A 19,948-nucleotide genomic window follows, 5' to 3' on the forward strand; every position below is an offset into this window, starting at 1 on the left:
CACAGGGCTTTGGAACCGAGTATGTCGGAACTCGTCACGTTCGGTGAAACGATGCTGCGCCTCACGCCACCCCGGGGCCACCGCCTCTCGCGTGTCGACCGCCTCGACGTCCACGTCGGTGGCGCCGAGAGCAACGTCGCCGTGGGGGCTGCGAACCTCGGTGTCGACGCGGCGTGGGCGTCGCTGTTGCCCGCAACCGACCTGGGCGAACGGATCGCCTACGCGCTCCGCGGGGAGGGGGTCGAACCGCTGGTCACGTGGACAGAGATGGGCCGCGTCGGGACGTACTACTTCGAGCGCGGGGGGATGCCCCGCGGCCGCGACGTGATCTACGACCGCGAGGGGGCGCCGATCAGGGACGCCACACCCGCCGACGCACCGCTCGACCGGGTTCGCGACGCCGAGGTGTTCTTTACCACCGGCATCACGCCGGCACTGTCAGAGAAGGTGGCCGAGACAACCGGGACCCTCCTCGAGACGGCCCGCGACGCCGGCGTCCGGACGGCCTTCGACGTCAACTACCGAGAGAAGCTCTGGTCGCCCGCGGCGGCCCGAACGACGCTCACCAACCTGTTGCCGTCGGTCGACGTTCTGTTCGTCGCCGAACGGGACGCCCGCGAGGTGCTCGCGCTCGACGGCGACGCCGAGCGGATGGCTCGCGACCTGACCGCCGAGTACGGCTTCGAAACGGTTGTCGTCACGCTCGGCGAGGAGGGCGCCCTCGCCTTACACGACGGGTCGGTCACCCGGCAGGAGACGTTCCCGGCCGACACCGTCGATCCGCTCGGGTCGGGCGATGCCTTCGCCAGCGGCTTCCTCGCCGAGCGCATGGACGGCGCGCCCGTCGAGGATGCGCTTGCCTACGGCGCGGCGACCGCCGCCCTGAAGCGAACCGTCGAGGGCGATATGGCCCGCGTCTCCCCGGACGAGGTTCGCGCCCTCGTCGAGGACGGCGGCAAGACCGATATCGAGCGCTGACGGACGGCCGGAGCGACTTCGTGAGCCTACAGACTTTTTGCCGACGACGCTAGAGGGTTGGTAATGAATCACGCGAAAGGACCACTACTCAGCATCGATGTCGGAGCACGCGAGGCGTCGACGGTCGACGTCTCGACGGAGCTGTCGTCGTTCATCGGGGGACGGGGACTCTGTACGAAGTTGGCACACGACCGGATCCCGTTCGATGCCGACCCGTTCGGTCCGGAGAACCGGATCTACTTCGCGAGCGGCCCGCTCCAGCAGTCGGGGATGTCGTTTACCGGGCGGATGAACTGCACGGGGCTGTCGCCGCTGACTGACGGCCTCCTGTCGACGAACGCCGGCGGCTACCTCTCGCGAAACTTCGTCGAGACGGGGAACGCGGCCGTCGAAATCACGGGCGCGTCCGACGAACTCCTCGTCCTCCACGTGACCGACGAGGGCGTCGAGTTCGTCGAGGCCCCGGAACTGGCGGGCGCGACGGTGCCCGAGGTGACCGCGTACGTGGACCGCGAACGGGGCCTCGACGCCGAAAACATCCTCTGCATCGGCCCCGCAGGCGAGAACCGCGTCCGGTTTGCCTGCGTGATGACCTACGAGAGTCGGGCCTTCGGCCGGGGTGGGATGGGGGCGATTCTCGGTGCCAAAAACGTCAAGGCAATCACCTTCGAGGGCGACAGCGAACCGGACGTATCCCTCCCGGAGGACGTCCAACAGGAGGTACACAGCGCCGCCGCCACCTCCGACGACCTGATGCGCCGGCAGGGGACAACCGGGGGCACGGAGTTCATCAACGACAACTTCGCGCTCCCGACGCGGTACTTCGAGAAGTATCACTTCGAGGACGCCGACAAGATCGGTGGCGACGCCGTCGAGGAGAAGAAGTACAAGAAGGGGTCGTGCTCGATGTGTGCGTTCGCCTGCAAACTGCCGACCCGCGACGAGAAGACGGGTCTCGAGACGGAGGGGCCGGAGTTCGAGACGGTGTTCTCGTTCGGGAGCAACTGCGAGGTGGGCGACATCGTCGACGTGATGCAGTCGAACGAACTCTGTGACGTCTACGGGATGGACACCATCTCCTGTGGCAACGCCATCGCCGCCTATCTCGCGGCCGAGGACGAGTTCGGCAACGCCGATCTGATCCACGAAACCATCGAGCAGATTGCCACCCGCGAGGGAGTCGGTGACCTGCTCGCCGAAGGAATCTCGCGCGCGGCCGACGAACTCGGCGTCCGCAACTACACGGTCAAGGACATGGAGTTCGCCGCCCACGACGGCCGCGTCCTCTACGGGCAGGCGCTCAGCTACGCCGTCGCGAACCGCGGCGGCGACCACATGTACTCCACCACGCTCCGCGTCGAGTACGACGGCGAGGTCGATCCCGAGACCCTAGAGGGCAAGCCGGAACTCGTGATGCGCCGCGAGAACCACGCCGCCTTCCGCGACTCGGGGATCGTCTGTGCCTTCGCCGGCGGCACCGGCCACGTGACTGAGGAGACCTTAGAGGCGCTGTTCGAGTGCGACTACGAGGAACTCCAGCGGATGGGCGCCAAGACGGTCGAACTGGAGCGACACTTCAACAACGAGCGCGGGATGGACCGCGCGGCCGACAGCCTCCCCTACGACATCCCGGGGATGGAGGCGGCCATCGAGGAGTACTACTCGCTGCGTGGCTGGAATCCGGACGGCACCGTCTCCGACGACACCGTCGCCGAGTACGCCGCCACCCAGTCGTCGACGGCCGACTAACGACCGCCGACGACCGGCGGTGCGAGCCGAATCACGGCGCCGTCCGAAAGGGTCGTCTCGTCGCCGTCCAGTTGGCGGACGTTTCGTCCGTCGACAGTTACTGTCGCCCGCCGGGACCCATCTTCTGTCCGCAGGTAGTCGTCCAAGCCGTCGAAGGCGTCACAGAGCGCGTCGAGAGCCGCGCCGACGGTCGTCCCCGCCTCGAACGTGCGGGTGACGCGCTTTCGGCCGACGGCCTCCCGCAACGGACCGAAGAAGTCGAAGTGAACCTCCATCGTCGGCACGACGCCCCGCGCAGTCTTGTAGGTGTCCCTCTCTCCCCCGGGAACTTTTGCCCGCCGAGCGCCCAGTCCGCCCGTGCGTGTCGACGTTCGATGTTACGGCGAGGTGGCGGCGGCGGTCGACGAGGGTGACGGCCCGCGTACTCTCGAAACCGGCGCGACGGTCGACGACCTGCTCGGAACCCTGGGGGCGACGGGGTCGTTCTCCGGTGGGTTGGTCGTGCTGGTAAACGGCGAGCACGCGGATCGGGACGCGGCACTCGCGGACGGGGACACCGTCGCGCTGTCGCAGTCCCCGATGCGGGAGTGAGGTTCCGCGGTCGGAAGGCATCTACGTCCCCACCTCGAAGCCGATCCATGCGCGATTCGAACCGCCGATGGCACCTCGCCGCGCGACCCGAGGGTGAACCGGAGCTGGACTGTTTCGAGATGCGCGAGGGCGAGCGGCCGACGCCGAACGACGGCGAACTCCTCGTGTCCGTCCACTACCTCTCGGTCGACCCGTACATGCGCGGCCGAATGCGTGATACGGCGTCGTACGCGGAGCCGTGGGCCGTCGGCGACCCGCTTTCGGGCGGCGTCGTCGGCGAAGTCGTCGAGAGCGAACACGACGGATACGCGGTCGGCGATCTTGTCACCGGTCGAGGGTCGTGGGCCGACTACACCGTCCTCGACGGCGACGACGTGACCGAGGTTGACCCGTCGGTCGCCGACCTCCCGGCTTACCTCGGCGTTCTCGGGATGCCGGGCCGGACGGCCTACTTCGGGCTGTTCGACGTCGCCGAGCCGCGGGCTGGCGAGACGGTCGTCGTCTCCGGGGCCGCGGGCGCCGTCGGCTCGACTGTCGGCCAACTCGCGAAGCTCCAAGGCTGTCGGGTCGTCGGCTTCGCCGGCACCGACGAGAAGGTCGACTGGCTCGTCGACGACCTGGGGTTCGACGCCGCGATCAACTACGCGACGACCGACGACTACCGGGCGGCTCTCGACGATGCCGCGCCGGACGGGGTTGACGTCTACTTCGACAACGTCGGCGGGCCGATCACCGACGCGGTGTTCACGCGCCTCGAAGTCGACGCTCGCGTCGCAGTCTGCGGACAGATCGCCCACTACAACGACGAGGCGGTGCCGACGGGACCGCGGAAGCTCCCACAGCTCATCGCGCCGCGGGCGACGGTGCAGGGCTTGCTCGTGAGCGACTACACGCCCCGCTTCGACCGAGCGGCCGAGCGCCTCGCGGGGTGGGTGGCGGACGGCGACCTCCGGCACCGCGAGACGGTCGTCGAGGGTCTAGAGCACGCCCCGGAGGCATTCCTCGGCCTGTTCAGCGGCGACAACATCGGCAAGCAGGTGGTGCGGGTCGCCGAGGCGGCACAGTCGGGCGAGAACACCGAGAATTAATCACGACCGACGGCGAGAGACCCGTATGGCCGTTCAGCGAAGTGACGACGCCCGCCTCAACGACCGGGACCGAAGCGACTGGACGATCCGCGACGAGGACGCCCGCGAGTACGTCCGGGGGGCCGTCGACGCGACGGTCGCCCTCGTCGAGTCGACGTACGGACCGGCAGGGATGGAGAAACTCGTCGATACGGCCGACCCGCAGAACCGCGCGGCTCTGCGCCGGATCGACGACGCCGGACGGCTCTTCGACGCCATCGAGAACGGCGACGGGTTCGGCCACCCGGTCGCGGCGCTGTTCGTCGACGGCGTCGACGGGATGCGGAGCCGCCTGCACGATGGGACCACGGCGTCGGTGCTCATCGCGGGCGCGCTGATGGACGAAGGGTTCGACCTCGTCGAGCGGGGACTCGCACCCAGTGACGTCGTCGTCGGGTACGGCATCGCTCGCTCCCACGCCGGCGAGGTGCTCGACGGCCTCGCCCGCCCCGTCGACGCCGACGACGAGGTGATGCTCGCGAACGTCGCCGCGACGACGATGACGACGGCACTCGACCGGGACGTGCGGCGGGACCTGTCCGAACGCGTCGCCGCGACCGTCCGCCGTCTCGGTGACGCGGGCGACGACGACTGGATCAACACCGACCACGCGAAGGTGCTCGCGGCCCGTGGCGTCGAGACGAAAACGTACGACGGATTGGTGTTGTCCCGTCCGGCGGATGCCGACCCGAACGGACAGGGCGTCACCGCGCCGATCACGGACGCCAAGGTGGCGGTCGTCGACCGGGAGATCGACTTCGAGGAGACCGCGAGCGTCCTCGACGGTGGCGAGGGCGTTCACCTCTCCTCGCCGCAGGCGGCGACCCGCTACCGGACCGAACTGGAGGCCCGGATCGACGCCGCGGCCGAACGCCTCGTCGAGGCGGGCGTCGACGTGCTCGTCGCACTGGAGAAACTCGACGCGTCGGTCGTCACGTCGTTCGAGCGGGCGGGTCTCGCAGTCGTAGACAAGGCGACCTATCCAAAGGAGGACGTCTATCGGCTCGCGACGGCGACCGGGGGAACGGTCGTCTCGAACCTCGACGACCTGACGACGGATCACCTGGGACGGGCCGACCGGGTCGTGGAGCGGCGGGCCGACGGCGAGGTCTGGACCGCCTTCGAGGGCTGTCCGGGGACCGTCAACACCATCGTCACCGGTGGGGCGACCGAGGCGGAGGTACAACGGCGAGAGGCGGCAGTCACGGACGCACTCGAAACGGCCGCCACGGCCGCCATCGACGGCCAAGTATTGCCGGGGGCGGGCGCGCCGGCCGCGGCGGTCGCTGCCTCACTCCGCGAGGGCGCGACGACGGTGAGCGGCCGTGAGCAACTCGCCGTCCGTGCCTTCGCCGACGCCCTCGAACGGCTCCCGGCCGTGCTCGCTCGCAACGCCGGCTACGATCCCGTCACCGCCGTGACCGACCTGCGGGCGGCACACGCGTCCGGGCCGACGGCGACGGGCCTGAGCGCCGACACGGGCGAGCGGATCGACGCGTGGACAGCCGGAATCGTCGAACCACGGCGGGTGTTTTCTCAGGCCATCGAGACGGCGGCCGCCATCGTCGAGCAACTGCTCACCATCGACGCAGTGCTGTATCCGAACGTCGAACTGTACGGCTACACGCCGCGATCCGAACGCGAGTAGCCGTCCGCCGCCGGTGTGCTCCGACGGCCGGCGACCACCGGACTCAGGCCGCCTCTGTGTCGGCGTCGGACGCCTCGGGGGCCGGCTCTCGTTCCTCCTCGTCGCCGAGGTCGGTCGCGTCGAGTCGCTCGTCGATCCGTACTAGCTGGATCGCCGCCTCGGCGGCCGTCGTCAACACGGCGGCTTTCAGCGACGCGGGTTCGACGACCGGCGACTCGCCGAGGATGTCGCCGGTCGTCCCCCCGAGGACGTCGATGCCGACCGCGTCCCGCCCCTCGGCGCGGGCGACGCGCAGTCGGACCTCCGCTCGCCCGGCGTCCACGCCGGCCGTGGCCGCGAGCGCCCGGGGGACGGCGAGCAGGGCGTTTCCGAACCCGTCGGCGGCGAGTTGGTGACGGCCGGCGAGCGATCTGGCAGCCCGGTCGACGGCTCGGGCGGCGGTGGCTTCGACGGCCCCGCCGCCGGGGACGATTCGTTCGTCGCGGGTCGCCGCGGCCGTCGCCGCGACAGCCGCCTCGACCGAACGCTCGAAGGCACCGACCGTCCGCGGGTCGGGCGCCCGACAGAACAGGGTGTGGGTCGGCTCGCCGGCCTCGGACGTGACGAACGTCATGTCCCGGCCGGCCTTGCGGCGGACGTCCACGTCGCCGGTGCCGAGCGTCGCCGCCGAGACCTGATCGAGCGTCGGGACGACCGTCGCGCCGGTCGCCCGTGCCACCCGGTCGGCCACGTCGGCGTCGACGCGGTTGATACCGAGAACTCCCGCCGCGGCGAGTGCCGATTCGACGCGTTCGTTGATCGCTCGCTCGGTGACGACGACACCACAGCCGGCGTCGACCGCCGCCTGTAACTGTGCGGCGAACGCATCGGACTCGTGTTCGCGGAGCGCCTCGCGGTCCGCAAAGGAGTTGGCGTCGAGCGTGACGCGGCGGCTGACCCGACCGAGTTGGCTCCCCGCGTGGGGGACGTCGACCGTCGAGGAGAGGACGGCAATCCCCGTCTCGCCTTTCGACCGGGGCATGGATTCGAGCACCGGTCCCCGCTGGATCACGACCCCCGGAACGAGATTCGTCTCGGCTGTCGCACCGCCGGCCCGGGAGACGACCTGGATGCGTTCGCGGGCGTCGGGACCGGCCTCGGCGACGGCGTCGGCAATCTGTGCCGCGACGGATCGGCGGACCTGTGGGTTCCGGGTCGCCGTGAGAGTGGTCCGGGCGACGGCGGCCGGTCCGTACTCCGAGAGTGGACGGGCCGCGCCGTCGACGGCGTCGAGTGCGACGTCGAGTCCCTCGCGAAACCCCCGTTCTATCGCGGTCGGGTGAAGGCCACGCTCGGCGAGGCGGTCTGCCTCGCGGAGGAGGGCACCAACCAGCGTCACGACAGTCCCGGTGCCGTCCCCGTACACATCGTGGAAGTCCGAGGCAGCCGTATCGAGGAGTGTGACCGCCGGATCGGACACGTCGAGCCGGTCGAGTAGCTCTGCCGACGAGGCGGTCGCCGTCACGGTGCCGTCCCGCTGTATCAGCAGTTTGTTCGCCCCGAACGGACCGAGAGCGGTTTCGACGACGTCACAGACGGTGCGGACGCCGGTGACCAGCTCCTCGTTGACCATGCACGCCATCGTATCCCGTGGGATGAATAATGTGTCGTATCGGTCAGCCGGGCCGTCCCCGACGCCGCCGACGTGACACGTGAAGCTTTACCGCACGGCTGTCAACCGAGCGTCATGGAACAGTGGACTGACCTGACACAGCCCATCACGGAGGACGTCGCGACCCACCCACCCGGACACACACTCCCGGAGTTCGAGGACGTCGCCACGTACGACGACGACGGCGTCAACATCACACGGCTCCATCTGGAGACACACTGTGGCACGCATATGGATGCCCCGACACACTTCTTCCCGGCCGCGGAGTACGACACCATCGACGACGTCTCGCCGGCGGAGATGCTTACCGAGGGCGTCGTCGTCGACTGTCGGGATGTCGACCGCGGGACGGCCATCTCCCGCGAGCGAATCGCGAGCGCAGTCGAGTCGGTTCGGCTCGACCCCGGTGACTTCGTCATCCTCGATACGGGAACGGACCCGACCGAAACGCCCCCGGAGGTGTATCTCCACGAGTACGCCTACCCCTCGATGGCGGCCGTGGAGTTCCTCCTCGACCGGGAGGTGTCGGTGATCGCAACCGACGCGCTCGGGGTTGACGCCCCCGGTGCGAGCATCGACGACCACGAGATCCACCGGCGGCTCCTCGGAAACGGCGTGCGCATCGTCGAGGGTGTCGCGAACCTCGGAGCACTCGACCCCGGGCGGTACGACGTCGTCTGCACGCCGCTCCCGTACGAGGGGCGCGACGGCTCGCAGGTACGGTTGCTCGTTCGGGCACAGTGACGGCGCCCGTCGTCCGCGGTCAGTATGCCGCGGCCGACACGGGGCGGACAGCGTCGGGACCCCGGGGGTGAGCCGGGGTGATAGCTCACTTCACGATGTCGATCTTGCGGCGGTCCATCGACATCGCGACGGCAATGATGACGACGAACCCGAGAACGATTTCCTGCACGAACGACTGGATGCCAACCAGGTTCATGCCGTTCGCGAGAACGCCGATGACGAGGACGCCGAGGAGAGTCCGATGGGGGCCGCCGACGCCGCCGGTGAGAGCGGTCCCGCCCATCACGATGGCGGCGATGGACTGGAGGAGCAGTCCGGTGCCCATGCCGGGGGAGGCGGAGGACGTCCGGGCGGCCAGAAGCGCGCCGGCGACGCCACAGAGCAGCCCCGAGACGACGAAGGCGCCGATCTTGTATCGGTCGACGCGGACACCCGAGAGGTCGGCGACCTCCTCGTTCTCGCCGAGGGCGTAACAGTACCTGCCGAAGGGCGTCTTGAACGCGATGAACGTCATCAGCAGGTAGAACAACAGCCCCCAGATAACGATATTCGGAATCGAAAAGATGAGTTCACCCGTCGATACCCACCGAACGCTCGGGTCCCGGTAGGGGACGGACGTGCCGCCGGTCAACAGCAGGGCCGACCCCGAGAGAATCGAGAGCGATCCAAGGGTGACGAGAAAGGAGGGGATCTTGAGTTTCGCGAATACGATGCCGTTGAGCGCGCCGAAGACGGTTCCGGCGATGACCGCCACGAGGAGCGCGAGCACTCCCAACTGGTAGTCGGAGATCAGCATGGCGGCGATGACGCCCGTGATCCCGACCATCGATTCAATCGAGAGGTCGATACTCTGCTGGAGGATCGGGAAGGTCCCGGCCAGCGAGACCAGAAGGAGGATCGTGCTGTTCCGGAGGACGTTGTCGACCAGGTTGGACACGGTGAAGAAGTTCGGCGACGCGATGCTGAACGCGATGACGAGCAAGAACAGTAGGACGAACGGACCGAGGTCGATCACCCAGTCCTGTGGCGTCCGTTCCGCCCGTATCTTCGTGAGCCGTGCACCCGCTCTGTCGAGTAGCGTTCCGTCCGCCATATCAGATCATCATCTCGATAAGCGCTTCTTCGGTCGGTTTGTCGCCGACCGGTGCGTCGACGGCGTCGACGAGGCGACCCTTCTTCATCACGCCGATGCGGTTCGACATGCCGATGACCTCGGGGAGTTCGTCGCCGATGAACACCATCGACACCCCGTCCTCGGCGAGTTCGCGGCAGACGCGATACACTTCCTCTTTGGCCGCGACGTCGATGCCGCGGGTGACGTTGTCCATGACGAGCACGTCGCTCTGGCGTTGCAGCCACTTCGCGAGGACGACCTTCTGCTGGTTGCCGCCGCTGAGTTGGTAGACCAGCGAGTCGAGTCTGGGCGTCTTGATGTCGAGTTGTTCGACCGACTCGGCGGCCATCTCGCGCTCTTTCCCGCCGTCGATGAGCGACAGAAGCGAGCCGACCCCGCCGAGGCTGTGACTGGTCCGTTCGGTCCCGATGCTGGGAAGGGAGACGTTCATCGTGAGGGGCTGATAGAGAAGCAATCCCTCGGCCTTCCGGTCCTTCGGGACGTATCCCATCCCCGTCTCGACCATCCGGCCCAGCGACGTTGGGTCGACTGGGTCGCCGTGGACGTGGACAGTACCGCCGTCGGGCGGGTCGACGCCACAGAGCGCTCGCCCCAGCGTGTTCTTGCCACAGCCCTCGACGCCAACGATGCCAAATATCTCCCCGTCTCGTACTGAAAAGGAGACGTCGTCGACGTCCCCAGCCACCGTGAGACCGTCAGCGCGGAGCGCAACGTCCGCCGTCGAAGGGATCGAGGGTTGGCGGCTGGTCCGGTAGTACTCGTCGGCGGTTTCGCGGCCGACCATGGCGCGCTGGAGCATCGACTCGTCGGCCGTGGCGGCGTCGAACTCGTCGACGAGCGAGCCGTCCTTGAGGACGTAGATCCGGTCGCTGACTTCGAGTACCTCGTCGAGTTCGTGGGAGACGAACACGAACGAGGCGCGCTCGCGGAGTTCGTCGATCCGGTTGAACAGGAGTTCGCGGCCGTCTTCGTCCAGTCCGGCGGTCGGTTCGTCGAGGAGGATGATCGGATGATCGGTGTCGATCGATTCGCTGAACGCCTTCGAAACCTCGAGCATCTGCCGTTCGGTGAACGAGTACGACGAGACGGGCGCGGCCAGGTCGAGTTCGATACCGAGTTCCTCGATCACCTGTTCGGCTCGGGACCGCATCCGATCGGTGTTGACGATCCCGAACCGTGTGAAGTCGGGAATCTGGTCCAGATAGAGGTTCTCGTAGCCGGTGAGGTTCGGAACGACGTCCTGTTCCTGTTTGACGATGGCGATGCCGCGATGGGCGGCGTCCCGCGGGCCGTCGATCTGTACGGGGCTGCCGTTGAGGACGATCCGTCCGGAATCGGGCCGGTGGATGCCGGTCAGCAGCTTCAAGAGCGTACTCTTTCCGGCGCCGTTCTCACCGACGAGGCCGACAACCTCTCCGGTCTCGATGGCGATGGACACGTCACTCAGTGCGTCGACGCTACGAAACGACTTGGAGATGGACTCGATTTCGAGTCTCGGCGCGGCCGTGTCAGCCGCGTCCTCGTCACGCTCGGAGAGGGATCGGTCGCCGGATATCGTGCCTATCATCCTCGGCTATGCGTACGGGTCGTTCCCGTTCTCGAACCGGTCTCGGTAGTCCTGCTCGATTTCGTCGAAGAGTTCGGTATCGGCGTACGCGTCGGGGACTTCGTAGTTCGAGGGCCTGTTTTCCTCCGTCCACAGCAACTGGCTGAAGTCCTCCTGTCTGATCGGACTCAAGAGGTTCTGGGGGTCCCAGCTGTCGCCGCTCTCCTCGATGGACATCGCCTCCCAGTCGTATGGGGAGGACCCATCGGAGAAGGCGACGTCGAGATACTTCTGAGGGCTGGTAAAGGACACATCGAGGTCGCTGAAGGTGTCCTGTGACAGCGCGTCGTTGATGATCATCGCGCCACCGCCGAACATCATCCGCTCGGGAACCTCCGGCCGCCAGCCGTGCAGCCAATCGTATCCCCTGACCACGGCCCAGCCGCCCTGCCAGAACGGCTGTGCCGCGAACACGCCCGCGAGCCAGGGCTGACCGTCGCCGCCGGTCCGGTCGCGGATGAGTTCGACCGACTCCTGGAAGCCGTCGTAGCCGACGACCGGAACCTCCATGTCGTTCTCCTCGAGCACCGAGATGGCGCCCAGTGCCACGCCGTCGTTCTGTCCGTACACGCCGTCGATATCGTCGCCGTACTGCGAGATGAAGTCGGACATGGCCTGGCGGCCCGTAGACCGGGTCCAGTCGCTCGGGATCGGGTCGCCAAGCCGTTCGATATCGGGATAGTCTTCCATCGCGACCTGTACGCCCTCGTTTCGGTGGGACCCGACGTGTCCCGGGACGCCGGTGATGTGGACGAAGTTACCCGACCCGCCCATCGCTTCGAAGAGGACGCGAGCCGTGGCGGCCCCCGTGCGGACGACTTCCGGGATCTGGTACTGGAGGAACTCCGGTCCCGAGTCCATCGGCGTCCACCACGTGGCCATCGTCCAGTAGCCGATGAACGGCACGCCGGCCTCCGCGGCCGTCTCGGCGATCGATCGAACGCCGGAGTTCTGATACGCCGTGCCGGTGATGATGTCGGAACCGCTGGTGGTCGCGGACTGAAGCTGGGAGATTTGCTGGGACTCCTGGCCGCCGTGTGCCTGATAATCCACCGTGAGATCGAGCGCCGACGCGGCCTCCCGGGCACCCGCGAGAAACACCTGCCAGATGTCGTTTTCGAGGTTGTCCGGGGAGACGAACGCGCTATCGATTTCGCCGTCGTACGTGAATTCGCCGCCCCCGCCACCACCGTCGCCGCCATCGCCGCCGTCGCCTCCGTCGCCACCCATGCAACCGGCGACACCCGCGGTGATGCCAGCCCCGATACCCGCGAGGTATCGGCGCCGATCTACCGGGGCCCCCAATTCGTTATCATCTATCATGCATATAAATAATCGGAACAGATTGGCATAAACATTTTGAATATTCCTGTTCTCCAAGTAGACAGTCGAACAGACATGTCAGCACGAATATCGCGGCAAAATTCGATGACTCTGTCGTGTTCGTTGACTAACGTATCCGCTGCCTGTCGATGGCGGTGGTGGCCCGGCGAAAGAATTTATGAACGGCGAGGAGGTGATTGATGTGTGATTCACTCAACATGGGGCGACTGGTTCATCCGCGAAGAGGTCGAGGGCGCCGTCCCCGACGAACTGACCCTGTGGTATCTCGGGTGTAACGGGTTCGTCCTCCGGAGCCCCGAGACCACCGTCTACGTCGATCCGTACTTCGCCGACGGGGAACCACCGAACCTGATTCGGATGCTCCCCGTTCCGCTCGATCCGGCGGACGCGACCGAGTGTGATGCGGTGTTGGCGACCCACGAACACATCGACCACATGCATCCGCCGTCATACGGCCCGCTGGTCGAGAATCTGGGTGCCGACGTGTACGCGACCACGGCGTGTTACGAGGAGGCCGACTACGACGGAGCGATGCGGGTGCCGAGCGAGCGAAAACACGTCGTCGAACCCGGGCAGACGTTCACGGTTGGCGACCTCACGATTCACGCGGTAGCGACCAACGACCCGGACGCACTCGGCGAGGTCGGCTACGTGGTCGAACACGCCTCAGGGACGTTCTTCCACGGCGGAGACAGTCGCCCTGCACCCGACGCCTTCGGAGCCGTCGCCGACGCGTTCGACATCGACGTCGGCGCACTCGCACTCGGTTCCGTCGGGACCGTCTACGACCCCGAGACCGGCGCCGGCGAGCGAAACCGCTGGTATATGGACGAAAACCAGGTGATCGAGGCAGCCAACCAACTCGAACTCGACCGCCTCCTCCCGACACATTACGACATGTGGCGCGGACTCGGCGCCGATCCGAACGTCCTCAGCCACCACGCCGCCTCGTTCACCTACCCTCAGGTGATCGAACACGCGGTCATCGGCGACCGCTTCAGCATCGCCGAACCCGGACCGAAGCGGGCGCGGTGCCTACGGGAGTGAGGCCCGCGAGGCCACAATCGTGTGATCGCAAGCCGGTCGAGAAAAATGAGTGGTTAATTATTTATATTACTAACTGACAACGATAGTCGTATGTCATCCCGAGACACGAACGACGGGTCCAGTGGCGCAAATCTGGACACTGACGACGAGGAGACAACTCGGCGTGACTTCGTCAAGATCACGACGGGAGCGGCGAGTGCAGGTGCCATGGGCGCTCTCGCCGGTTGTGGTGGCGGCGGAGGCGGCGACGGGGGCGACGGGGGCGACGAGGGCGACGGCGGTGACGGGGGCGGTGGCGGCGGTGACGGTGGCGACGGCGGTGACGACAGCGGCGGAAGCGAAACCGTCACCGTCGACTTCCTCTCCGCGAACGCCGTCGAGAACGGCGACATCCAGAGTCACTACCAGTCGTCGATGGAGGACTTCGCGTCCAAGAACGGCGGCTACGAGGTCAACCTCCAGACCGCCTCGTACGGCGACGTTCAGCAGGCGCTGTCCTCGCGTGTCCAGAGCGGGAACCCACCGGCACTGGCCGAGTCCGGCGGCCTCGGTCTCCAGTTCTTCCGCAACGACCAGTTGGCCGACCACACCTCGTTCATGGAGGGAACCGACACCCTCCCCGACAACCTGACGAACGCCGGTCAACAGGTCTCAGAGTTCCGTGGGGACTACTGGTCGATGGGCGCCATGCGCAACACGAACAGTAACCTCGGCATCCGGCCCAAGACGTTCTCGCAGGCCGGTGTCGAGAATCCGATGGAGGATCTGGCGACGTGGAGTCAGTTCTACGAGACCCTCCAGACAATCGACGAGGAACAGGACATCATCGCCTACGAGGAAACCGGCGTCCCGGGCGACCTCGAATCGTACTGGGGCTACGCCCGCACGGCGTACACCGAGGGAACGGACCCGTGGATCCGGGGTGACGGCGCCGACCCGACCGTCGTGATCAACAACGAGGAGATGGAAGAGGACCGACAGAAGACCGACGGGATGATCAAGGCGTGTATCAACCTCGCCGACGAGTTCAGCAGCGCAGAGGCCGCGTCCCGCGGCGACGAGGACATCCCGGCGCTGATGCTCAGCGGCCGCGTCGCCTCGTTCAACTACGCGCTGGCGACGGCGAACCGGTGGTACTCCGTCGACGAGAACGCCCAGATTGGCTGGAACGACGGTGAGGGCGACTTCATGCTGCTGCCCCACCCGCGACTGGACGAGGACTTCGGCAACGCCATCGGCATCGACGACCTCAGCGGTCACTCTGGCGAGCACGGCGGCCACGTCTGGGGCCTAGAGCAGTGTCACACCATCTTCAACGAGGTGAACGACCAACAGCAGGAGGGAGCCTTCACGCTCGGTCGCTACCTGCTCGAGGACGACGACTTCGTCCTCCCCGCGTGGGGCGAGTACTACGAGGCTATCCCGGGGCTGGCGCCCAAACTCGACGCGTTGCGCGACGAGTACGACCTGCCGCAGAACTTCGAACAGTCGCTCACCAACCAGGTCGAATACGGCAGCCAGTACAGCAACACGGGCGGCCCGTGGGACGTCTGGCCGACCGACCCGGTCCGCTGGACCGACATCAACGAGACGATCAGCCAGGCCATCGCCGGCCAACACAGCGTTCAGGAGACGCCCTCTATCGTTCGCGACCGAGTTCTCACGCGACTCGAAGAGGAGAACAACTGAACGAGAATCCCCGTCACGTCGGGTGATCGACACCCGTCGGCGGGCTGTGTGGCGACGAAGCGGACGGAAAACTTTATCACCCTATTATTGATGATTGAGACCATGGCACAGAGACAAGGACGCACCCGGGAGGAGATCCGTGAGCAGTACGGACTCGACGAGCGGACGCTCACGGATCGCCTCCGCGAGAACTGGACGGGGTACGTGTTCATCGTCCCCACGTTCGTCGCCTTCACGGCGCTGTTCTACTATCCGATGGTGCGCGGAATCATGATGACCTTTACCGACACCAGGCTGGGCGAACCTGGTCAGTTCATCGGCCTCGCGAACTACCAGTGGCTCGTGACGAACGACCTGTTCGTCTACGCCTTCGGGTGGTCTATCGCGTTCGTCGCGGGGACGACGTTCCTCCAGTTGGTGCTCGGACTGCTCGCCGCGCTACTGTTGAACGAACTCGGCGACGCCGCGAAAGACTGGATCGGGGCCCTGATCATGTCGCCGTACTTCGCCGCGCCGCTGGCGGGCGGTGTGATCTGGATGTGGTTTCTCGACAACAGCTTCGGCTTTATGTCCAAGGCCTTCGCCGTCTTCGGCGCCGACGCCCCGGCCTTCCTCTCGACGGGAATCTGGCCGTTCCTCTCGCTGATCGTCGCCCAGACGTGGCACGACTACGCGTACTCGGCGATCATCTACGCGGCCGCCATCGCGAGCATCCCGAAAGAGCAGTACGAGGCGGCGGCCCAGTCCGGTGCCAACCGCCTCCAGCGATTCCGTGACGTGACGCTGCCGCGACTCCTGATCCCGACTATCGTCATTCTCTCCTTGCGGACCGCCTGGAACATCGCCGAATTCTCCCAGCCGTTCGCACTGACCGGCGGCGGTCCAGGGACCAAGACGATGCTTCTCAGCATCCTCACGTACCGCGTCGCGTTCGTGAATAACAACTTCGCCCGCGCGTACACGGTGGGCATGGCGATGGTCCTGCTGTCGATGACCGCCGCCGTCATCTACGTGAAGGCGATCAGCGAAGAGGAGAATCTGTACGTCTAACCATGCTCAACGACAACAAACGAAGCCGTGCGCTCCTGTATGTCGGCATCGTCGCGTTCGCGCTATTCGCCGTCGTCCCGTACTACTGGGTAATCCGAACCTCGTTCCTAACCAACATCGCCGCGATCAGCCCCGATACGGGGTTCATTCCGGCACTCGGAAAACTCACCGTCGAATCGTACACGCAGATCTGGGATCGATTCGCCTTCGTGACGTTCTTCCGGAACAGCGTCATCGTCTCCGTCGCCGCGACGGTCATCTCGCTGTTTTTCGCGATTCCGGGGGCGTACGCCTTCGCCCGACTCGACTTCCCGGGCCGGAAGGCGCTGTTCTACACCGCGGTGTTTACCATCATGTTCCCGTGGATCGTGCTGACGATTCCGGTCTACGAGGTGTTTTACTTCCTCGATCTCGTGAACACCATCGTGGGCGTGATCGTCGCCCTCTCGATTTTCGTCCTGCCACAGAACATCTGGCTCCTCCAGGGGTTCTTCAGACAGGGCATCCCGGAAAACATCGAGGAGGCGGCGCTCATCGACGGCCACAACGAACTCACGGCATTCCTCCGGATCGTGTTGCCGCTGAGTTGGCCGGCCGTCGCGGCGGCCGCGCTCTTTGCCTTCCTGACCGCGTGGAACAACTTCCTCTGGGTGTTCGTCCTCACGACCGACGAGGAGGTTAGGACGGCGACGGTCGCCATCTACTACATCTTGGGAAGCGACGTGCTCCGGGAGTGGAACGTCCTGATGGCGTCGCTCGTCTTGCTGGTCGCCCCGCCCGTGATCTTCTACGGGCTATCGCGACGGTACGTCGGCGAAGGGCTGGGGGGAACGCCGGGATAGCGCGTCTCCGGCCGTCTCGGCCCGTGTTTCCGAACCGCCGTGACGAACCGAGAGCCAAATAATAAATGCTGTGAAATAGAATCCGAGTACAACAACCATGGCACGCCTCGAACTAGACGACGTTACGAAAGTATTCGACACGAGCGCTGAGACCATCATCGCGGTCGAAGAGCTCAATCTGGACATCAAAGACGGGGAGTTTATCGTCGTCGTCGGTCCCTCCGGCTGTGGAAAATCGACGACACTCCGAATGATCGCTGGACTGGAGACGGTCACCGATGGCGAGATTCGACTGGGTGACGAGCGGATCAACGAAAAGTCGCCCAAGGATCGGGACATCGCGATGGTGTTCCAGTCGTACGCGCTGTACCCGCACAAGACGGTGCGGGAGAATATGGCCTACGGCCTCCATCTGAGCACCGACCTCGACGGCGAGGAGATCAGCCGCCGCGTACAGGAGGCCGCCGAGATGATGGGCATCGAGGATCTGCTCGATAAGAAGCCGTCCTCGCTGTCCGGCGGCCAGCAGCAACGCGTCGCGACCGGACGAGCCATCGTCCGGGAACCCTCGCTGTTCCTCTTCGACGAACCCCTCTCGAACCTCGACGCGAAGCTCCGCAAGCACATGCGGACCGAACTCTCACGAATCCACGCCGAGGTTGGGATCACGACCGTCTACGTCACCCACGATCAGGAGGAAGCGATGACGATGGCCGACCGCATCGTCATCCTCGATCAGGGGAAACTCCAGCAGATCGGTGAGCCGAAAGAGGTGTACCACGAACCGGTGAACCGCTTTGTCGCGAACTTTATCGGCTCGCCGTCGATGAACTTCGTCGACGTCGAACTGGAGCGCAATTCGGACGGCTCCGGTACACTCGTGGGCGAGGACTTCAGCTACGACGTGAGCAGTCGTCTGCTCCAGCCGCTCGATTCCGGCACCACCGAAGTCGAGTTCGGCATCCGGCCCGAAAACGTCACTATCGACCCCGACGCGCCGACCGAGAAAAGCATCGAAACGACCGTCGACGTCGTCGAAATCGTCGGCTCCGATAACTTCATCTATCTGGACCTCGCCGGCGAGGAGTTCCGCGTGCGGACCCCCTCGGAAATCGAACCGTCGGAGGGGGAGACGGTCCGCCTCACGTTCGACGAGGACGACGTTCACCTGTTCGATAGCGCGTCCGGCGAGTCACTCGTCCACGGTCTCCCCGGCGCGGACGTCAGCGCAACCGCGGAGCAGTCGGACACGACCGCGGACTGACGCCCACACACCGCCCGACCGCGTTGGGCGTATGCGTCGGTCGTTCGCAACACGACACGACCGCTCTGTCTACCGGCCGGCGACTCCCCGTCGAAGGAGTCAGACGGCCACTCGTCGGTCAGGACGACGACGGCGCGGCCCGCAGTCGCTCGACGACCAGTCGCATGTCGGCGGTTTCGTTCACCGATCCGTTCTCCACCCGTTCGGTCATCGCCGCCGCGACGGCGGTCCGTGCATCAAGGAGTCGTCGTTCCAACCGGGTCGCCCGCTCGGCCTGTGCCGGCGTGAGCGAATCGTTTCGCGTCGCGGCCAAGAGCGCCGCCGCGTCGCGGGAGACCCGCAACGCTTGTCGGCCGTGTTCGGTGACGCGTTCGCTGTCGTTTTGCACCCACGTCACCTCTCGTGCCTCCTCGTCGACGATGTCGACGAGAAACGCCGCCTTCGACAGACGGGTCGCGGATTGATCGGTTCCGGGGTCGACGTCCCCGCGGGCGTCGATGCCGACGATGACCGTCCGTTCGGCGGGGTTGTACGCGTCCGACGGGTACGCGGCGGCGCCGATGGTGCCGGCTCCCACCAACAGGAGGACGACCACGAAGACGCCGAGAAACACCCGCGGGGCGCCGCGGATCGGCTCTACCCCCGAGAAGGGGTTGTTTCGCGTGCGGTCAAAGGAGAGGGCACACGCCTCGGCGACGGTATCGGCGAGGTCGTGTGTGTGTTCGGAGGTGCCGGTCACGACGACCCGCCCGGCCTCGGTGATCCGGACGAAGGAGTTGTGAAAGCCCGTGTACATCACCATCAGTCCCGGTCCTTCCTCGAAGGACTCCCGTTGTACGTCGTCGTAGTCGTCGTCGGTCCGAACCGCCGCACGGATCGCTTCGAGACAGTCGACCGGGTCGTCAATGGCAGTCTGCGAGACGAAGATCGACCCCTTCTCGGCGCTGAGGCCCGCGTCGACATCGGCGAAACGCCGCCGAAGCGACGTGGCCGCGCTCTTGGCGGACACGATGCCGAAAGGGAGCACGGCCGCGACGATACCGATGAGAGCTGTCGGCAGGAATCGGCCGGGGTCGCCGTAGTGCAGCGTCGCCCAGACGGCCGAGAGAACCACGAGGCCGCCGCCTCCCCAGGCCACCGTCCGGAGCTTGTTCATCCCAGGAACGTCCGCTTGAGTCGGCCGACGATGCTCGACTGCCGGGCCGCGCTCTCGGCCTCACAAACCGGCCGAAGCTTCCGTTCGAGATCCTCCCGGCTCTCGAAGCGTTCGACGTCGGCCTCGCTGAGGAACTCGACGAGCATCATGGAGTTGCCGTCCTCGTCGAGGGTGATGTTCTCGAGCGGCATGTTCCGCTCCAAGCGTCGCGAGGACACGGGATAGGACCACCCGGACTCGACGATGAGTTCGTGTACTGCGTCGGGTCCGACCGTCATACGCCAACCGTCGGTGACCGTGATAGATAAAGACATCGTCGGCGGGCGA

General features: G+C 66.0%; 18 protein-coding genes. 11 read left to right on the forward strand and 7 right to left on the reverse strand.

All coding sequences use genetic code 11. The annotated features are described in order from the left end of the window. The first annotated feature begins 21 nt into the window (after positions 1–21). Both kdgK1 and NO878_RS06355 read left to right on the forward strand, forming a co-directional pair. The gene (gene kdgK1, locus NO878_RS06350) at positions 22–978 is read left to right on the forward strand and encodes a bifunctional 2-dehydro-3-deoxygluconokinase/2-dehydro-3-deoxygalactonokinase (RefSeq protein ID WP_256405119.1); all 957 of its coding nucleotides are present in this window, start codon (positions 22–24) and stop codon (positions 976–978) included. Between the two features lie 63 nt (positions 979–1,041). Continuing rightward, positions 1,042–2,727, forward strand: coding sequence for an aldehyde ferredoxin oxidoreductase family protein (locus NO878_RS06355; protein ID WP_256405120.1), 1,686 nt, complete (start codon positions 1,042–1,044; stop codon positions 2,725–2,727). Here the strand turns inward: NO878_RS06355 and NO878_RS06360 are convergent. Then, the gene (locus NO878_RS06360) at positions 2,724–3,002 is read right to left on the reverse strand and encodes a ubiquitin-like small modifier protein 1 (RefSeq protein WP_256405121.1); all 279 of its coding nucleotides are present in this window, start codon (positions 3,000–3,002) and stop codon (positions 2,724–2,726) included. The genes NO878_RS06355 and NO878_RS06360 overlap by 4 nt on opposite strands. An 82-nt stretch (positions 3,003–3,084) precedes the next feature. Between NO878_RS06360 and NO878_RS06365 the strand changes: the two genes are divergently transcribed. From NO878_RS06365 to NO878_RS06375, 3 genes are read left to right on the forward strand one after another with little or no spacing between them, the layout of a single operon-like run. Continuing rightward, a complete protein-coding gene (locus tag NO878_RS06365; RefSeq protein WP_256405122.1) occupies positions 3,085–3,318 on the forward strand; it encodes a MoaD/ThiS family protein in 234 nt (77 codons plus the stop codon). 47 nt (positions 3,319–3,365) lie between these two features. After that, the gene (locus NO878_RS06370) at positions 3,366–4,406 is read left to right on the forward strand and encodes an NADP-dependent oxidoreductase (protein WP_256405123.1); all 1,041 of its coding nucleotides are present in this window, start codon (positions 3,366–3,368) and stop codon (positions 4,404–4,406) included. Between the two features lie 25 nt (positions 4,407–4,431). Next, positions 4,432–6,093 (forward strand): TCP-1/cpn60 chaperonin family protein, encoded by a 1,662-nt coding sequence (locus tag NO878_RS06375; RefSeq protein WP_256405124.1) that lies wholly within the window; start codon positions 4,432–4,434, stop codon positions 6,091–6,093. Positions 6,094–6,136: 43 nt separating this feature from the next. On the opposite strand, the gene NO878_RS06380 is transcribed toward NO878_RS06375, so the two are convergent. After that, entirely contained in the window at positions 6,137–7,705 is a 1,569-nt protein-coding gene (locus NO878_RS06380; RefSeq protein ID WP_256405125.1) for a TCP-1/cpn60 chaperonin family protein, read from the reverse strand. Between the two features lie 114 nt (positions 7,706–7,819). Here NO878_RS06380 and NO878_RS06385 point away from each other — a divergent pair, with 114 nt between their 5' ends. Next, on the forward strand, positions 7,820–8,488 hold the full coding sequence (locus NO878_RS06385) for a cyclase family protein (protein ID WP_256405126.1): 669 nt from the start codon (positions 7,820–7,822) through the stop codon (positions 8,486–8,488). Positions 8,489–8,573: 85 nt separating this feature from the next. Here the strand turns inward: NO878_RS06385 and NO878_RS06390 are convergent, their stop codons facing one another. Genes NO878_RS06390 through NO878_RS06400 form a run of 3 tightly spaced genes read right to left on the reverse strand, consistent with a single transcriptional unit; the run spans position 8,574 to position 12,552 of the window. Continuing rightward, positions 8,574–9,581 carry an ABC transporter permease gene (locus NO878_RS06390; RefSeq protein ID WP_256405127.1) on the reverse strand — a complete coding sequence of 336 codons (1,008 nt, stop codon included), beginning with the start codon at positions 9,579–9,581 and terminating at the stop codon, positions 8,574–8,576. A 1-nt stretch (position 9,582) separates the two neighbouring features. Then, on the reverse strand, positions 9,583–11,190 hold the full coding sequence (locus NO878_RS06395; RefSeq protein WP_256405128.1) for a sugar ABC transporter ATP-binding protein: 1,608 nt from the start codon (positions 11,188–11,190) through the stop codon (positions 9,583–9,585). Between the two features lie 6 nt (positions 11,191–11,196). After that, positions 11,197–12,552, reverse strand: coding sequence for a sugar ABC transporter substrate-binding protein (locus NO878_RS06400; RefSeq protein ID WP_256405129.1), 1,356 nt, complete (start codon positions 12,550–12,552; stop codon positions 11,197–11,199). 204 nt (positions 12,553–12,756) lie between these two features. Here NO878_RS06400 and NO878_RS06405 point away from each other — a divergent pair, with 204 nt between their 5' ends. From NO878_RS06405 to NO878_RS06425, 5 genes are all read left to right on the forward strand, one after another. Further along, complete coding sequence (locus NO878_RS06405) at positions 12,757–13,620, forward strand: MBL fold metallo-hydrolase (RefSeq protein ID WP_256405130.1); 864 nt, start codon at positions 12,757–12,759, stop codon at positions 13,618–13,620. A gap of 90 nt (positions 13,621–13,710) precedes the next feature. After that, the gene (locus NO878_RS06410; RefSeq protein WP_256405131.1) at positions 13,711–15,309 is read left to right on the forward strand and encodes an ABC transporter substrate-binding protein; all 1,599 of its coding nucleotides are present in this window, start codon (positions 13,711–13,713) and stop codon (positions 15,307–15,309) included. Between the two features lie 102 nt (positions 15,310–15,411). Then, positions 15,412–16,359: a carbohydrate ABC transporter permease gene (locus tag NO878_RS06415; RefSeq protein WP_256405132.1), complete on the forward strand. Its 948-nt coding sequence runs from the start codon at positions 15,412–15,414 to the stop codon at positions 16,357–16,359. A gap of 2 nt (positions 16,360–16,361) precedes the next feature. Next, positions 16,362–17,201: a carbohydrate ABC transporter permease gene (locus NO878_RS06420; protein WP_256405133.1), complete on the forward strand. Its 840-nt coding sequence runs from the start codon at positions 16,362–16,364 to the stop codon at positions 17,199–17,201. Between the two features lie 97 nt (positions 17,202–17,298). Next, a complete protein-coding gene (locus tag NO878_RS06425) occupies positions 17,299–18,465 on the forward strand; it encodes an ABC transporter ATP-binding protein (protein ID WP_256405134.1) in 1,167 nt (388 codons plus the stop codon). Between the two features lie 118 nt (positions 18,466–18,583). Here NO878_RS06425 and NO878_RS06430 read toward each other — a convergent pair whose 3' ends face one another. Further along, positions 18,584–19,621, reverse strand: a complete 1,038-nt coding sequence (locus tag NO878_RS06430) for a CPBP family intramembrane glutamic endopeptidase (protein WP_256405135.1) — start codon at positions 19,619–19,621, stop codon at positions 18,584–18,586. After that, complete coding sequence (locus NO878_RS06435) at positions 19,618–19,899, reverse strand: hypothetical protein (RefSeq protein ID WP_256405136.1); 282 nt, start codon at positions 19,897–19,899, stop codon at positions 19,618–19,620. Before NO878_RS06435 ends, NO878_RS06430 begins: the two co-directional genes overlap by 4 nt. Positions 19,900–19,948: the final 49 nt, after the last annotated feature.

Source organism: Haloplanus ruber, assembly GCF_024494725.1.
GTDB classification, from domain to species: Archaea; Halobacteriota; Halobacteria; order Halobacteriales; family Haloferacaceae; genus Haloplanus; species Haloplanus ruber.

Excerpts from the sequence above, each read along its gene's own strand:
- kdgK1 (WP_256405119.1), top strand. The coding sequence starts at position 22 with ATGTCGGAACTCGTCACGTTCGGTGAAACGATGCTGCGCCTCACGCCA.
- NO878_RS06360 (WP_256405121.1), bottom strand. The coding sequence starts at position 3,002 with ATGGAGGTTCACTTCGACTTCTTCGGTCCGTTGCGGGAGGCCGTCGGC.
- NO878_RS06415 (WP_256405132.1), top strand. The coding sequence starts at position 15,412 with ATGGCACAGAGACAAGGACGCACCCGGGAGGAGATCCGTGAGCAGTAC.
- NO878_RS06355 (WP_256405120.1), top strand. The coding sequence starts at position 1,042 with ATGAATCACGCGAAAGGACCACTACTCAGCATCGATGTCGGAGCACGC.
- NO878_RS06375 (WP_256405124.1), top strand. The coding sequence starts at position 4,432 with ATGGCCGTTCAGCGAAGTGACGACGCCCGCCTCAACGACCGGGACCGA.
- NO878_RS06370 (WP_256405123.1), top strand. The coding sequence starts at position 3,366 with ATGCGCGATTCGAACCGCCGATGGCACCTCGCCGCGCGACCCGAGGGT.
- NO878_RS06400 (WP_256405129.1), bottom strand. The coding sequence starts at position 12,552 with ATGATAGATGATAACGAATTGGGGGCCCCGGTAGATCGGCGCCGATAC.
- NO878_RS06385 (WP_256405126.1), top strand. The coding sequence starts at position 7,820 with ATGGAACAGTGGACTGACCTGACACAGCCCATCACGGAGGACGTCGCG.
- NO878_RS06425 (WP_256405134.1), top strand. The coding sequence starts at position 17,299 with ATGGCACGCCTCGAACTAGACGACGTTACGAAAGTATTCGACACGAGC.
- NO878_RS06395 (WP_256405128.1), bottom strand. The coding sequence starts at position 11,190 with ATGATAGGCACGATATCCGGCGACCGATCCCTCTCCGAGCGTGACGAG.
- NO878_RS06380 (WP_256405125.1), bottom strand. The coding sequence starts at position 7,705 with ATGGTCAACGAGGAGCTGGTCACCGGCGTCCGCACCGTCTGTGACGTC.
- NO878_RS06420 (WP_256405133.1), top strand. The coding sequence starts at position 16,362 with ATGCTCAACGACAACAAACGAAGCCGTGCGCTCCTGTATGTCGGCATC.
- NO878_RS06410 (WP_256405131.1), top strand. The coding sequence starts at position 13,711 with ATGTCATCCCGAGACACGAACGACGGGTCCAGTGGCGCAAATCTGGAC.
- NO878_RS06430 (WP_256405135.1), bottom strand. The coding sequence starts at position 19,621 with ATGAACAAGCTCCGGACGGTGGCCTGGGGAGGCGGCGGCCTCGTGGTT.
- NO878_RS06435 (WP_256405136.1), bottom strand. The coding sequence starts at position 19,899 with ATGACGGTCGGACCCGACGCAGTACACGAACTCATCGTCGAGTCCGGG.
- NO878_RS06390 (WP_256405127.1), bottom strand. The coding sequence starts at position 9,581 with ATGGCGGACGGAACGCTACTCGACAGAGCGGGTGCACGGCTCACGAAG.